Source organism: Actinoplanes sp. DH11, from assembly GCF_020873875.1.
In the GTDB taxonomy this organism is placed as follows: domain Bacteria; phylum Actinomycetota; class Actinomycetes; order Mycobacteriales; family Micromonosporaceae; genus Actinoplanes.
This window is the reverse complement of sequence record NZ_JAHWGU010000004.1, coordinates 302,158-316,263: the sequence shown is the minus strand read 5'-3', so window position 1 is coordinate 316,263 and position 14,106 is coordinate 302,158. Positions and strand designations below refer to the sequence as shown.

The 14,106-nt window shown below is 71.2% G+C and carries 13 protein-coding genes; 9 read left to right on the top strand and 4 right to left on the bottom strand.

Annotated features, from left to right (window positions below; all coding sequences use genetic code 11):
- Positions 1–132: 132 nt before the first annotated feature.
- Genes LPA41_RS08560 through LPA41_RS08550 form a run of 3 tightly spaced genes read right to left on the bottom strand, consistent with a single transcriptional unit; the run spans position 133 to position 3,273 of the window.
- On the bottom strand, positions 133–1,371 hold the full coding sequence (locus LPA41_RS08560; protein WP_229069398.1) for a DNA-processing protein DprA: 1,239 nt from the start codon (positions 1,369–1,371) through the stop codon (positions 133–135).
- Positions 1,355–2,914, bottom strand: coding sequence for a YifB family Mg chelatase-like AAA ATPase (locus LPA41_RS08555; RefSeq protein WP_229069397.1), 1,560 nt, complete (start codon positions 2,912–2,914; stop codon positions 1,355–1,357). Before LPA41_RS08555 ends, LPA41_RS08560 begins: the two co-directional genes overlap by 17 nt.
- Positions 2,914–3,273, bottom strand: coding sequence for a YraN family protein (locus tag LPA41_RS08550; protein ID WP_229069475.1), 360 nt, complete (start codon positions 3,271–3,273; stop codon positions 2,914–2,916). Before LPA41_RS08550 ends, LPA41_RS08555 begins: the two co-directional genes overlap by 1 nt.
- Positions 3,274–3,419: 146 nt before the next feature.
- On the opposite strand from LPA41_RS08550, the gene LPA41_RS08545 reads away from it, so the two are divergent.
- From LPA41_RS08545 to LPA41_RS08510, 8 genes are all read left to right on the top strand, one after another.
- The gene (locus tag LPA41_RS08545; protein WP_229069481.1) at positions 3,420–4,187 is read left to right on the top strand and encodes a hypothetical protein; all 768 of its coding nucleotides are present in this window, start codon (positions 3,420–3,422) and stop codon (positions 4,185–4,187) included.
- Positions 4,188–4,545: 358 nt separating this feature from the next.
- The gene (rpsB, locus tag LPA41_RS08540) at positions 4,546–5,496 is read left to right on the top strand and encodes a 30S ribosomal protein S2 (RefSeq protein ID WP_229069396.1); all 951 of its coding nucleotides are present in this window, start codon (positions 4,546–4,548) and stop codon (positions 5,494–5,496) included.
- Positions 5,497–5,580: 84 nt separating this feature from the next.
- Positions 5,581–6,411 carry a translation elongation factor Ts gene (gene tsf, locus LPA41_RS08535; RefSeq protein WP_229069395.1) on the top strand — a complete coding sequence of 277 codons (831 nt, stop codon included), beginning with the start codon at positions 5,581–5,583 and terminating at the stop codon, positions 6,409–6,411.
- A gap of 152 nt (positions 6,412–6,563) precedes the next feature.
- On the top strand, positions 6,564–7,271 hold the full coding sequence (pyrH, locus tag LPA41_RS08530; protein WP_229069474.1) for a UMP kinase: 708 nt from the start codon (positions 6,564–6,566) through the stop codon (positions 7,269–7,271).
- 61 nt (positions 7,272–7,332) lie between these two features.
- Positions 7,333–7,890: a ribosome recycling factor gene (gene frr / locus LPA41_RS08525; RefSeq protein ID WP_229069394.1), complete on the top strand. Its 558-nt coding sequence runs from the start codon at positions 7,333–7,335 to the stop codon at positions 7,888–7,890.
- Between the two features lie 244 nt (positions 7,891–8,134).
- Positions 8,135–9,388, top strand: coding sequence for a phosphatidate cytidylyltransferase (locus LPA41_RS08520; RefSeq protein WP_229069393.1), 1,254 nt, complete (start codon positions 8,135–8,137; stop codon positions 9,386–9,388).
- A 43-nt stretch (positions 9,389–9,431) separates the two neighbouring features.
- Positions 9,432–10,610, top strand: a complete 1,179-nt coding sequence (gene rlmN / locus LPA41_RS08515; protein WP_229069392.1) for a 23S rRNA (adenine(2503)-C(2))-methyltransferase RlmN — start codon at positions 9,432–9,434, stop codon at positions 10,608–10,610.
- Positions 10,611–10,647: 37 nt separating this feature from the next.
- The gene (locus LPA41_RS08510; protein WP_229069391.1) at positions 10,648–12,063 is read left to right on the top strand and encodes a DivIVA domain-containing protein; all 1,416 of its coding nucleotides are present in this window, start codon (positions 10,648–10,650) and stop codon (positions 12,061–12,063) included.
- Positions 12,064–12,143: 80 nt separating this feature from the next.
- Here LPA41_RS08510 and LPA41_RS08505 read toward each other — a convergent pair whose 3' ends face one another.
- A complete protein-coding gene (locus LPA41_RS08505) occupies positions 12,144–12,410 on the bottom strand; it encodes a DUF2631 domain-containing protein (RefSeq protein WP_229069390.1) in 267 nt (88 codons plus the stop codon).
- A 99-nt stretch (positions 12,411–12,509) separates the two neighbouring features.
- Between LPA41_RS08505 and LPA41_RS08500 the strand changes: the two genes are divergently transcribed.
- Positions 12,510–14,060, top strand: a complete 1,551-nt coding sequence (locus LPA41_RS08500) for a Rieske 2Fe-2S domain-containing protein (protein ID WP_229069389.1) — start codon at positions 12,510–12,512, stop codon at positions 14,058–14,060.
- Positions 14,061–14,106: the final 46 nt, after the last annotated feature.

Here is a 14,106-nt window from a genome sequence, read left to right as displayed (position 1 = left end):
CGACCCCCGGCGTGAGGACCGACCGGCCGCCGGTGCCGCACCCGGTCCGCAGTGACCGAAGGCCCCGGACAGGCCGGCCGCTGTCGTGCGCCGCCGGCGGAAACCAGCCTCACGGGGGATGGCACGCGACAGCTAACGGCGCTTCGGGGGGAGCCTGACACCGTCGTCGGCACGGATCACGAGGCCGCTCAGTTCGAGCAGCGACAGCCGCCGCAGCACGGTCCGCACGTCGAGCCCGGCAACCGCCGCCAGCTTCTCCGGAGTGGACGATCCGCGCCGGGGCACGGCCTCCAGGACGAGCGCCGCCTCCTCGTCCAGCGAGTCGCGCCGATGTTCCGGTCCGCGCGGCCACTCCGCCAGGTACTCGCCGATCCGCCCCACCTCCTCGAGCACGTCGTCGGCGGACGTGACCAGCCGGGCGTACGGGTTCCCGCGCAGCACGGCGTGGCAGCCCACCGACATCGCCGAGGTGACCGGCCCCGGCACCACCATGGCCGGTCGTCCCAGTGACAGCACCCGGCTCATCGTCTGAGTCGCGCCGCTGCGCGCGGCCGCCTCGACCATGACGGCGCCGGCGGTGGCGGCGGCGATCACCCGGTTCCGGATCAGGAAGCGGTGCCGCAGCGGTTCCGCGCCGATCGGCCACTCGCTGACAATCAGTCCCTGCTCGGCGATCCGCTCGAACATCGCCGCGTTCCCCGCCGGGTAGGGACGTTCCACGCCGCAGGCGAGGACAGCGACGGTACGGCCATCGGCCGCGATCGCCCCCCGATGAGCCGCCGCGTCGATGCCGAAGGCGCCGCCCGAGACCACCGTCCACCCCGCACCGGCCAGCGCGCTCGCCAGGTCGGTGGCCACATGCACGCCGTACTCGGTGGACGCCCGGGCACCGACGATCGCCACCGACCGGTCCAGCGTCTCGCCGAGCGGCCGCCCGCCGCGCACCCAGAAGCAGAGCGGCGGCCGCACGTCCCGGTTGACCTGTCCGGAAACGTTCAGCTCCAGCGTGGCCAGGTCGTCCACCCGGTGCGGCCACTCGGCGTCGCCCGGCACCACCACCCGGGCGCCGAGCTGTTCGCCCCGGCGCAGGGCGGTCTCGGCGAACCGCCGGGCGTCGGCGAGCGTGCTCCGCGCGGTCACCGAGGCACGCAGCCGCCGGTCCGCGGGCTCGGCCTCGATCAGCCGGTCCAGTGCCGGAGCCGCGCCGTACCGCTGGACAAGCGCCCAGACCGCCCGGTTGCCCGGCTCGGCCAGCCAGGTCAGCGCCACCCGCGCCACCCGGTCGTCGTACCCGCCCGCCGCGGCGGGACCTCCCGCGGCCGGGGAAGGAGAAGCACCGGACGTCCCGGATCGCTCAGCGGGTTCCGGCATCGACGCCTCCCGAAGGCTCCCGGCGGGTGGCCTCGCCCATCCGCAGCTGGTAGGCCTCGGCCACGTCGTCACCGCCTGGCCGCGCGCGGCCGTCCAGGTCGGCGATGGTCCAGGCGATCCGCAACGCCCGGTCGTACCCGCGGGCGGAGAGCGCGCCCCGGTCCAGGGCGGCCCGCAGCAGCTCCGTGTCCGCCGCCGGGAGCTGCCACGGCGGGCGACGCAGGGCCGGTCCCGGCACCTCGCCGTTGTGCTGCCATCCGTCGGCCGACCAGCGGTCCCGGGCGGCCACCCGGGCCCGCGCCACCCGGGCACCCACCTGGGCCGACGACTCGGCGGGCCGGGTGACGTCGGTCAGTTGCGCCGCGCGCAGCGGCAGCACGGTGACCCGGATGTCGATCCGGTCGAGCAGCGGGCCGGACAGTTTGCTCAGGTAACGGCGCCGCACCACCGGCGGGCAGACGCAGAACTGGTCGCCGGCCGCCGCCGCGCACGGGCACGGGTTCGCCGCCGCGATCAGCTGCACGCGGGCCGGGTACTCGGTGGTGCCCTGCGCCCGGGCCAGCACCACCCGGCCGCTCTCCAGCGGCTGGCGCAGCGCCTGCAGGGTGCCGCGGGTCATCTCCGGCACCTCGTCCAGGAACAGCACACCCCGGTGCGCCAGCGAGATCGCGCCCGGGCGGGCCAGGCCGGAGCCGCCACCGATGATCGCCGCCGTGCTGGCCGAGAAGTGCGGGGCCTGGAACGGGGGCCGGCGGATCAGGCCGCCGCCGGGCGGCAGCACGCCGGCGATCGACTGGAGCGACGTGACCTCCAGGGCCGCGCTGTCGTCCAGCTCCGGCAGGATCGACGGCAGGCGCTCGGCGAGCATCGTCTTGCCGGCGCCGGGCGGGCCGAGCAGGGCCAGGTGGTGCCCGCCGGCCGCGGCGATCTCCAACGCGTACCGCGCGGTCTCCAGACCTGCCACGTCGGCCAGGTCGGGCCAGGGGACCGGCGCGGCGGGGTGCGCCGGCGGCGGGTCCAGCAGGGGTACGTCGCCCTGCGCGAACCCGGTGAGCCGGCGCAACGAGTCGACGGCCCGGACGGTCACGCCGGGCACCACCGTCGCCTCGTGCGCGTTCTCCACCGGCACCACCACCCGGGTGACACCGGCTCGGACGGCCGCCGCGACCATCGGCAGCACCCCGCGCACCGGCCGGACCGTGCCGTCGAGACCGAGCTCGCCGATGAGCGCCACCCCCGCCAGCCGGGCCGGCGACAGTTCACCGGTGCCGGCCAGGAGTGCTGCCGCGATCGCGAGATCGAAGCCGCTGCCGTGCTTGGGCAGGGCGGCCGGCAGCAGGTTCACCGTGATCCGCCGGTTCGGCCACTGCCGGCCGGAGTTGACCACGGCGGCTCGTACCCGGTCGCGGGCCTCGTGCAGGGCGGCGTCCGGCAGGCCGGTCAGCACCAGGGCGGGCAGGCCGAAGGAGAGGTCGGCCTCCACCTCGACAAGGTGGCCGGTGACGCCGACGAGACCGGCGCAGAGCACGCGGGCGTAACTCATCAGAAGGCCGACCGGATGTGCACGAGACGGGTGGCGCCCCGGGGTTGCGGCAGGACCTCCACCACGTCGAAGCGGACCTCGCGAGGGCGTACCCCTGTCTCGGCCAGCCATCGCCGGGCCAGTTGCCGCAGCTTGCGCACCTTGCGCCGGCCGATCGCGGCGGCCGGCGGGCCGTACGTGCCGGTACGCCTCGTCTTCACCTCGCAGAACACCAGGTCGTCGCCGTCGCGCAGGATCAGGTCGACCTCGCCGTCCGCGCAGCGCCAGTTGCGGTCCAGCAGCACGAGGCCGCTCTCCTGGAGGTGCCGGGCGGCAAGCCGTTCGCCGTACGCCCCGACCGCTCGTCGCTGTGTCGTCATGAGGCGGCACGCTGGCACGGATCGCAGGCCGTCGCGCCGGACCCTGTGGACAGCGCGGATTTGTGGAAAACCGCCGGCACCCCTTCCGGTGTGATAAGCGCGCCCGGGATGGCGACCGGCCGGGAGGTCACCTACCGTGCGAGTTCGTGGAGCACCGTTATTCCGACGAGTCAGAGCCCGGTTGGTACACCGGGCGCCGTTATGCCACGGATCCGGAGACGTCGGGGTCGCACCCGGTCGCCGACAGCCCGTACGACTCGGGGGTCCGGCACCGCACCGGCGAGGTCTTCCGCCTGCCGGAGCAGCGTGAGCCGGTGATGCCCGAGCCGGAGGCGCGCACCGCGCACGAGGCGGTCCGCATCCCGATCCGGGGCCCGGAGTACCCACCGGTACGCCCGGCGGGAACCCCGCCCACGTCGGCCCCGCCCGCCTCGGCCTCGCCGTTCACCTCCGCGGCCACGCCCGCGGCGACGCCGTTCACCTCCGCGGCTACGCCGTTCGGCCCCGCGGCCACCCCGGCCACCCCGGCGGTTCCGGCGGCTCCCGACCCGGCCGACCCGATGGCGCCGCTCGGGGAGCCGACCACCATGGTTCCGGCGGTCGCTCCCGGCCGTCCGGCCGAGGGCGTCTACCGGACCCGCCGCCCGGTCACGTCGATCGTCCTGGCCGCCGTGGCGGGCGTCCTGCTCGTGCCGGCCCTGCGGCTGCTACTGAGCGTGACCTTCGCCGCAGACGCGACGGCCCGGGGCATTGTCCCGGCGGCGCTGCTCACGCTCGGCCTGGCGCTGACCGGCGTCGGGCTGTTCGCCGTCGGGGGCGGTGCGCCGAGCCGGGACGCCTGGCTGCGAGCGCCATTGGCGTACCTCCCCGCGGGCTTGATCCTTCTGATCGCCGCCGGTCTCGCGGTGGCCTGAGCGGGGTTGAGCGCGCCTGGGCGGGGTGGAGGGCGCCTGAGCGGGGTGGAGCGCGCCTGGGCGCGCCCCGGGAGAGGGGCCGGACCGGAGCCGCACCGCAAGCCGGACGAGGGGCGGCCGAGGGCGGACCGGCTGGCCGCGGCGCTTGGCGTATGCTTGACGACGGCGACCGCCTCGGCGGTCGACCTCGCGCGCCCTCCGCACGTGCCGTTCGCCGATTCACCCCGGTGATGGCCCGTCGCCGGCGACGGCCCTCCCTGGTCCCGGAATCCCGGGTCCAACTGTGGCCGCCGACCGGGCGCCAGGACGCTCACCGCCGGTGAGCGTGTCAACCAGGGAACCAGGGGAGTGACCCACCATGGCCGTCGTGACCATGCGCCAGCTGCTGGAAAGCGGTGTCCACTTCGGGCACCAGACCCGGCGCTGGAACCCGAAGATGAAGCGCTTCATCTTCACCGAGCGCAACGGTATCTACATCATCGACCTGCGCCAGACGCTCGACTACATCGAGAAGGCGTACGCGTACGTCCGCTCGACCGTCGCCGAGGGTGGCACCATCCTCTTCGTCGGCACCAAGAAGCAGGCTCAGGAGGCCATCGCCGAGCAGGCGACCCGGGTCGGCCAGCCGTACGTGAACCACCGCTGGCTCGGCGGCATGCTGACCAACTTCCAGACGGTGTACAAGCGCCTGCAGCGCATGAAGGAGCTGGAGGGTCTCGGCGACCTGACCGGCACCGCCGCGGGTTACACCAAGAAGGAAACCCTTCAGCTGTTCCGTGAGAAGACCAAGCTCACCAAGACCCTCGGTGGTCTGCGTGACATGACCAAGACGCCGTCGGCGATCTGGGTCGTGGACACGAAGAAGGAGCACATCGCGGTCGACGAGGCCCGCAAGCTGGGCATCCCGGTCATCGCGGTGCTGGACACCAACTGTGACCCGGACGAGGTCGACTTCCCGATCCCGGGCAACGACGACGCCATCCGGTCCGCCGAGCTGCTGACCAAGGTCATCGCCGCCGCCGTGGCCGACGGCCTGATCGCCCGGTCCGGCCGGGGCCGTGGCAACGCCGACGAGAAGCCCGAGCCGGGCACCGTCGCCGCCGGCGAGCCGCTCCCCGAGTGGGAGCGCGACCTCTACGAGGGCGCCGAGAAGAAGGCCGTCGAGGCTCCCGCCGCCGAGGCTGCCGCCGTCGACGCGCCGGCCGTCGACGCGCCGGCCGCCGAGGCTCCGGCTGCTGACGCCCCCGCCGCCGAGGCTCCGGCCGAGGAGAAGAAGCCCGAGACGGTCGCGGCCGTTCCCGCCGAGTAATTCGGCGAAGTCCCAGGTGCGTTTCGGCCGCCGCTGCTCCGCGCGGCGGCGGCCGAGTCCCGAACTGACATCGAGAGAAGAGTCATGGCTAACTTCACCGCCGCGGACGTCAAGAAGCTCCGCGACCTCACCGGTGCCGGCATGATGGACTGCAAGAAGGCGCTCGACGAGGCCGAGGGCGACTTCGACAAGGCCGTCGAGTTCCTGCGCATCAAGGGCGCCAAGGACGTCGGCAAGCGTGCCGGCCGCACCGCCGCCAACGGCATCGTCGCGCACTCCGGCAAGGCTCTGCTCGAGCTGAACTGTGAGACCGACTTCGTCGCCAAGACCCCGGACTTCGTCGCTCTCGGCGACCGTCTGGTGAAGCTCGGCGAGGCGAACAAGGCGGCCGACGCCGCCGCGCTGCTCGCCGCGACCCTGGAGGACGGCAAGACCGTCGCCGACACCGTCCAGGAGTACTCCGCCAAGATCGGCGAGAAGATCGTCGTGAACCGCTTCACGATCCTCGACGGCAACGTCGCGGTCTACCTGCACCGCAAGGCGCAGGACCTCCCGCCGCAGGTCGGCGTGCTGGTGGAGTACACCGGCAAGACCGACGAGGCCGGTGACGCGGACGCCCGTGGCGTCGGCATGCAGATCGCCGCCATGCGGCCGAAGTTCCTCTCCCGCGAGGAGGTCCCGGCCGAGACGGTCGAGACCGAGCGTCGCGTGGCCGAGCAGACCGCTCGCGAGGAGGGCAAGCCGGAGCAGGCCCTGCCGAAGATCATCGAAGGCCGGGTGAACTCCTTCTTCAAGGACTTCGTCCTGCTCGAGCAGGCGTCGGTCGTCGACAACAAGAAGACCGTCAAGAAGATCCTCGACGAGGCGGGCATCCAGGTCACCCGGTTCGTCCGGTACGAGGTCGGCCAGGAGTAAGGCACCACAGCAATGGCACGGGAGGTCGGGTACGCGATAACGCGACCGGCCTCCCCGTCGCATAAGGTCTCCTGCAGAAACTGAAGGGAAAGGCGGGTCTCATGACATTGGTGACCGAGCAGTCCGCCACGGTCGACGAGAACCCGCCGGCCATGCGGCCACGGCGGGTCGTCCTCAAGCTCTCCGGCGAGGTGTTCGGCGGTGGCGCGGTCGGCGTCGACCCCGACGTCGTGCAGTCGCTGGCGCGGCAGATCGCGACGGTGAACCGGCGCGGCATCCAGGTGGCCGTGGTGGTCGGTGGTGGCAACTTCTTCCGCGGCGCCGAGCTGCAGAAGCGGGGCATGGACCGGAACCGGGCCGACTACATGGGCATGCTGGGCACGGTGATGAACTGCCTGGCGCTCCAGGACTTCCTGGAGAAGGAGGGCATCGAGACGCGGGTGCAGACCGCGATCACGATGGCCCAGGTCGCCGAGCCGTACATTCCGCTGCGTGCCATCCGGCACCTCGAGAAGGGCCGCGTCGTGATCTTCGGCGCCGGCGCCGGCATGCCGTACTTCTCCACCGACACGGTCACCGCGCAGCGTGCGCTGGAGATCCACGCCGACATGGTGCTGATGAGCAAGAACGGCGTGGACGGCGTCTACACCGCCGACCCGCGCATCGACCCCACCGCCCAGAAGCTCGAGAACATCACGTTCCAGGAGCTGCTGCAGCGGGGTCTGCGGGTCGCCGACCAGGCGGCCTTCAGCCTCTGCGAGGAGAACAAGCTGCCGATGCTGGTCTTCGGCGCGGAGGGCGACGACACGATCGTGCGCGCGTGCGCGGGCGAGCGGATCGGCACCCTCATCACCGCGTGAGCGTGTGCCCACGTCCCCACATCCCGCACCACCGAAGACAGCGAGGAGGCGAGAAGAGCCGGTGATCGAGGAAATCCTCTTCGAGGCCGAGGAGAAGATGGACAGCGCGGTCGAGCACGCCAAGGAGGAGTTCGCCGCGATCCGGACCGGCCGGGCGACCCCGGCGATGTTCTCCAAGATCGTGGTCGACTACTACGGCGCGCCCACGCCGGTCACCCAGATGGCGTCGGTCGGTGTGCCGGAGCCGCGCATGGTGATCGTCAAGCCGTACGACGCGTCCCAGCTGGGCCCGATCGAGCGGGCCATCCGCGACTCCGACCTCGGTGTCAACCCCAACAACGAGGGCACCCAGCTGCGCATCCACCTCCCGCAGATGACGGAGGAGCGGCGCCGCGAGATGATCAAGGTGGCCCGCGGGAAGGCCGAGGACGGCCGGGTCTCGATCCGCAACGTCCGCCGCAAGGCCAAGGACCAGCTGGACAAGCTGGTCAAGGACGGCGACACCGGCGAGGACGAGGGCCGTCGCGCGGAGAAGGAGCTGGACGACCTGACGCACAAGTACGTCGGGGTTGTCGACGAGCTCCTCAAGCACAAGGAAGCCGAACTTCTCGAGGTCTGACTTCCAGCCGTACGTCTGCCCGGTCTTGTGCCTTTGTGCTGAGGCCGGGCTTTCGTATGTACCGAACAAACCACCGATCCGGGGGCCCGAACCGGCCCACCTCGACCACTGTTAAGGCTGTTGCTGTGCAGTAGGCTCGGGTCCGACTCCTGTCCGGGGGGAGAACAACAGGCGACGGCACGTAGGGGATGGCTTTGATCTTGCGCAAGATGACGGCGCGGTCCACGAGGTCGTTCGAGCACTGATGTCCTACCTCGATCCCCGGGCCGGCCGAGCTCCCGGCGGCGACGCGAACTCGTCGGCGCCGCCCCCCTACGACCCGCCGAACGGGCCGGACAACCCGTATGCGGACTTCCGCACCCCGCAGGCGCCACAGTCCTGGCCGCCGCAGCAGAGCGCCCCCGCCTGGCAGGCACAGCAGCAGCAGAACGGCTGGCAGGCGCAGCAGCAGAACGGCCCGCCCTGGCCGGACGATCCCGCCTGGCAGCAGCAGAGCGATCCCGCCTGGCAGCAACAGAGCAATCCCGCCTGGCAGCAGCCGAGCGATCCGGCCGGGGACCAGCAGAACGACCCGCCGGCCGACCCGGCCGAGGATCCCGCGGTGCTCGACCTGCCCACCACCGACCAGCCCATCGTGATGAAGGGCACCAAGGGCCGCCGCCGCGCGGGCCGCGGTCAGAAGTCGGGCGGCGGGCGTGCCGGGCGCAACCTGCCGGCGGCCATCGGGGTCGGTCTCGGCCTGGGTGTGGTGGTCCTCGCCTCGCTGCTGATCGAGCGGCGCGCCCTGCTGGCGGTGCTCGTCGTCGCGTCCGGCATCGGCGTCTGGGAGATGTCCAAGGCGCTGGCCGGTTCGGGTGCCAAGGTTCCGCTGGTCCCGCTTGTCGCCGGGTCGGCGCTGATGACCGGCCTGGCGTGGTACGGCGGAGCCGACGCCCTGCTCGTCGGCCTGCTCGTGACGATCGGCGCGTCCGTGCTGTGGAGTCTCGCCGACGGCGTCGCCGCGGTCCGCCGTGACTTCACCGCGACTGTGCTGACCACGGTGTACGTACCGTTCCTGCTGAGTTTCGCGGCGATGCTCGTCTTCCCGGAGGACGGCGCCCTGATGGTGATCTGCACCCTGGTCGCCGTGGTGCTCTCCGACACAGGCGGCTATGCGGCCGGCGTGTTCCTCGGCAAGCACCCGATGGCGCCACGGATCAGTCCGAAGAAGTCCTGGGAGGGCTTCGCCGGCTCGGTGACGGCCGCCGCGATCGGCAGCAGCGCGCTGCTGTTCTTCCTGCTCGAGGTGCCGGTCTACTGGGGCCTGCTGTTCGGCGCGGTGATGGCGGTGGTGGCGGTGCTCGGCGACCTGGCCGAGTCGATGCTCAAGCGCGACCTGGGGATCAAGGACATGAGCAACCTGCTGCCCGGGCACGGCGGCCTGATGGACCGGCTGGACTCGATCCTGTTCGCGGTCCCCACGGCGTACCTGCTGTTCGCGATCATCATGCCGAGCTAGCTATGGGTGACCTACTTCGTGAGCGTGGGAGACTGGATACGCCATGACGATTCTTCCGGTCATCCCGATCAGCCCAGACCAGCCCGACGCGGTGAGCACCCGGCGTCGCCCCAGCATGCCGCCGAAGCACCTCGCGGACATGGATCTTGCCGCCCGCGCCAGCGCCGTCGCGAGCCTCGGTGAGCCCGCCTTCCGCGCCAAGCAGCTCTCCACCCACTACTTCGGCCGCCTGGTGCGTGACTCCTCGGCGATGACCGACCTGCCGGCGAAGAGCCGTGAGCGGCTCACCGCCGAGCTCTTCCCGCAACTGCTGACCCCGTTGCGGGAGCAGGCCTGCGACGACGGCGCGACCCGCAAGACGCTCTGGCGCCTGCACGACGGCGCCCTGGTGGAGAGCGTTCTGATGGGTTACCCCGACCGGGTGACGGCCTGTGTCTCCAGCCAGGCCGGCTGCGGTATGGCGTGCCCGTTCTGCGCGACCGGCCAGCAGGGCCTGACGCGCAACCTGTCGGTGGCCGAGATCGTCGACCAGGTGGTCTACCTCGCCGGTGTCGCCGCGTCCGGTGCGGTCACCGGTTCGCCGCCCCGGCTGTCCCGCGTGGTGTTCATGGGGATGGGCGAGCCGCTCGCCAACTACCCCCGGGTGATCGAGGCGGTGCGCCGGCTCACCTCACCCGCGCCGGAGGGCCTGGGCCTGTCACAACGGCACATCACGGTGTCCACGGTGGGATTGGTGCCGGCAATGCGCCGGTTGATCGCCGAACAGCTCTCGGTGACTCTTGCGCTGTCCCTGCATGCCCCCGATGATGATCTGCGCGATGAGCTTGTGCCCGTCAACCAGCGTTGGAAGGTGGCCGAGGTGCTCGATGCCGCGTTTGATTACGCGGCTCAGACCGGCCGTCGGGTCTCCATCGAATACGCCCTGATCAGGGATGTAAACGATCAGCCCTGGCGTGCCGACATGCTCGGCCGTCTTCTGAGCGGCAAGCTGGCCCATGTGAATCTCATCCCGCTGAACCCGACGCCGGGCAGCAAGTGGGATGCCAGCCCCAAACCGGTCGAGCGCGAGTTCGTCCGCCGGCTGCGGGAGGCCGGTGTCTCGACGACGGTCCGCGACACCCGGGGGCAGGAGATCGACGGCGCATGCGGCCAGCTGGCCGCGGGCGAGCTGACGCAAGCGAGCGCAGGGGGCGCCGCAGCCGAGGCGGAGGTGGCACAGTGACTGGGCGCAGGTCCCAGCAGACGGAGTGGGAGACGTTGTGACGAGTCAGGGGCAGCGTTTCCGGCGGCGTGCGTTACGGCGTGGCTACAAGGTCGACGAGGTCGACGCGTTCCTGGACCGGGTGGAGGCGACCCTGGCCGGTGAGCAGGTGGGCCCGCCGGTCGGTGCGCAGGAGGTGCACGACGTCGTCTTCCGGGTGCGCTTCGGCGGCTACGACGAGTGGCAGGTCGACCTGCACCTGGACCGCGTGGAGCGCCAGCTCGCCGAGTTCGAGGAGCGCGGTGGCCGGCCGGCCCCCGACCCGCTGCGCGACTCGATGCGTGGCGGCCTCTCAGCGGTCCCCCAGGCTCCGCAGGGCCCGCCGCCGGGGATGATGGGTGCCCCGCAGGGCATGGGCGGCCCCCAGGGCATGGGCGCTCCGCAGGGCATGGGCGGTCCGCAGGGCATGGCTCAGCTGCCGCCGGGAGGCGGGATGCCGGACCGTGGCATGCCGGGTCAGGGAATGCCGGACCGTGGCATGCCCGACCGCGGGATGCCCGACCGTGGCATGCCGGATCGCGGGATGCCGGATCGCGGGATGCCGGGTCAGGGCATGCCGGGCCAGGGGATGCCCGATCGTGGCATGCCGGGTCAGGGGATGCCGGACCGTGGCATGCCGCCGGGCCAGGGCATGCCCGGTGGTGGCCCGGGGATGAACCCGGCCGCGGCCCGGATGGCGCCGCCGACCGAGCGCCTGCCCGCTCCGGTGCGTGACGACCGGATGATGCCGCCCCAGATGCCCCCGCAGATGCCGCAGCGTCAGCAGCAGATGCCCCAGCCCGACCCGTACGGGCGTTACGACGAGCCCGGTTACGGCCAGCAGCAGCCCCCGCAGCGTCCCGGCCCGCCCCCCGGTTACGACCAGGGTGGCTACGACCAGCCGCGGTACGACCAGGGCGGCGGTTACGACCAGGGTGGTTACGACCAGGCTGGCGGCTACGACGGTTTCGAGCCGGGCCGGCACGGCAAGGCCGACATGACCGCCGAGATCCGGATGCCCGACCGCGACCCGCGTGGTGGCTACGGCGGCCAGGGGATGCCCGGCCAGGGGATGCCGTCCGCGATGCCCGGTTCGCCGATGCCCGGTGCGCCGATGAGTGGCGCTCCCGGTGGCTACGGCCCGCCGCCGCAGCAGTTCGGCCCGCCGATGGGTGAGCCCGGTGGCGAGCTGCACCGGGTGGACCAGCTGCGCCGCACGTTCCAGCCGCGGCGATTCGGCAGCGGTTACGACCCGATGCAGGTGGACCGGCTGTTCGAGGGCATCCTGCAGGCGATGACCGGTCGCGGCCCGATGCCGGTGAACGAGAACGACCTCGACATGCTGCAGTTCGGCCTGGTGCCGAACGGCTACTTCGAGGCCGAGGTCGACGCCGCGCTGCGCGAGGTGAAGGACATCCTGCTGCGCCGGCGCTGACGGACCGACGAGAAGAGACCGACGGAAAGAGGGGGCCGAGGCCCCCTCTTCTGTCGTCCGACGACTTGTCGAGCGGGGACCTACTGGTCGTTGGGGCGCAGCCCGATCCGGCGCAGCACGGCGTCACCGATGATGACGGCGATCAGGCCGACAGCCAGCAGCACGAGCCACACCTTCTCGGTGTTGCCCTGCTGGTTGCCCCAGAAGAAGAGCAGCAGGATCACGGCCGAGACGATGGCACCGCGCTGGGCCCGCTTGCGGTTGCCCGGCTTGAGCTGATCCGGCGCGTAAACCTCTTCGTGGTGTTCCTCCGCAGCCACGGCGGCGTCCTCCTCTACCCGAGCCATAAGAAGGATCTCAGTCTGTCACGGGGTCGCTGGGCGGAACCCGGCAACCCGGCTGTACTTTCGATGCGGTCACCAACCCGCCGAGCGAAGGAGCGACAAGTGCGGATCACGGGCACCGGCCATGCGAGCATGCGGATCGACACGGCCGCGGGCAGCATTCTGTGCGATCCGTGGGTGAATCCGGCGTACTTCGCCTCGTGGTTCCCGTTCCCGGACAACTCCCAGCTCGACTGGGAGACCCTTGGCGACGTCGATTACCTGTACGTCTCTCACCTGCACCGGGACCACTTCGACGCCGAGCACCTCAAGCGCTTCATCAACAAGAAGGCGACGGTGCTGCTGCCGGAGTACCCGACCAGCCAGCTCGAGGACGAGCTGCGCGCGCTCGGCTTCAGCAGCTTCCTGCGGACGAAGTCCGATCAGGTGCACGAGCTGGACGGCGGGCTCAAGGTGATGATCCAGGCGCTGATCAGCCCGACCGACGGCCCGATCGGCGACTCGTCGCTCTGGGTGGAGTACGACGGCATCCGCGTGCTCAACCAGAACGACGCCCGCCCGTCCGACCTGAGCCGGTTCAACGAGCTGGGCCACGTGCACGCGCACATGCTGCAGTTCTCCGGCGCGATCTGGTACCCGATGGTCTACGAGCTGCCGGAGAACGCGAAGACCGCGTTCGGCAAGCAGAAGCGGGAGCGGCAGTTCGACCGCACCTGGCGTTACATCGACGACTTGAAGGCCGACTTCGTCTTCCCGATCGCCGGCCCGCCGTGCTTCCTCGACGACGAGCTGTGGCAGTTCAACGACATCCACGGTGACGAGGGCAACATCTTCCCCGACCAGTCGGTGTTCCTCACGGAGTACGCGAAGGTCGGCGGCACGAACGCGGTCGTCCAGCTGCCGGGCAGCGTCACCGAGCTGTCCGAGGGCGGCACGAAGCAGACCACGACGCACCCGATGCCGGTCGACGAGTTCTTCGCCAACAAGACCGCGCACCTCGAGGAGATGCGGGAGCGCAAGCGCCCGATCATCGAGGCGGAGAAGGCGTCCTGGCGGCACCCGGAGATCGACGTCCTGGGTGAGCTGAAGAAGCGGATCGAGCCGCTTCTCGAGGAGTCGATCTACCTGGCCAAGGGCGTCGGCGGCCCGGTCCGCTTCGACCTGGTCTCCTACGACGGCGACGAGATCGAGTCGATCGTCGTGGACTTCCCCGGCAAGCAGGTCCGGCCGTACGCGGACGAGAAGGTCCGCTACCGCTTCAAGACCCAGCGTGAGCTGATCGAGCACCTCATCTTCATCGACGAGGGTGACTGGGTGAACTCGCTGTTCCTCTCCTGCCGCTTCTCGGCGGCCCGGATCGGGCAGTACAACGAGTTCGTCTACGCGTTCTTCAAGTGCCTCTCCGAGGAGCGTCTGCAGTACGCCGAGGGCTGGTACGACGAGCACGAGAAGGCCGTCGACGCCGAGGACACCCAGTTCGGCGACTGGACGGTGCAGCGCCGCTGCCCGCACCTGAAGGCCGACCTGTCCCGGTTCGGCGTCGTCGAGGGCAACGTGCTCACCTGCCAGCTGCACGGCTGGAAGTTCGATCTGCCCAGTGGCCGATGCCTCACCAGCGTCGGCCACAAGATCCGGGCGTCGAAGACCTCCTGAAGCCCGCGCCCCTGAGGTCCCCGGAGGCAGGCCTCCGGAGGTGAGG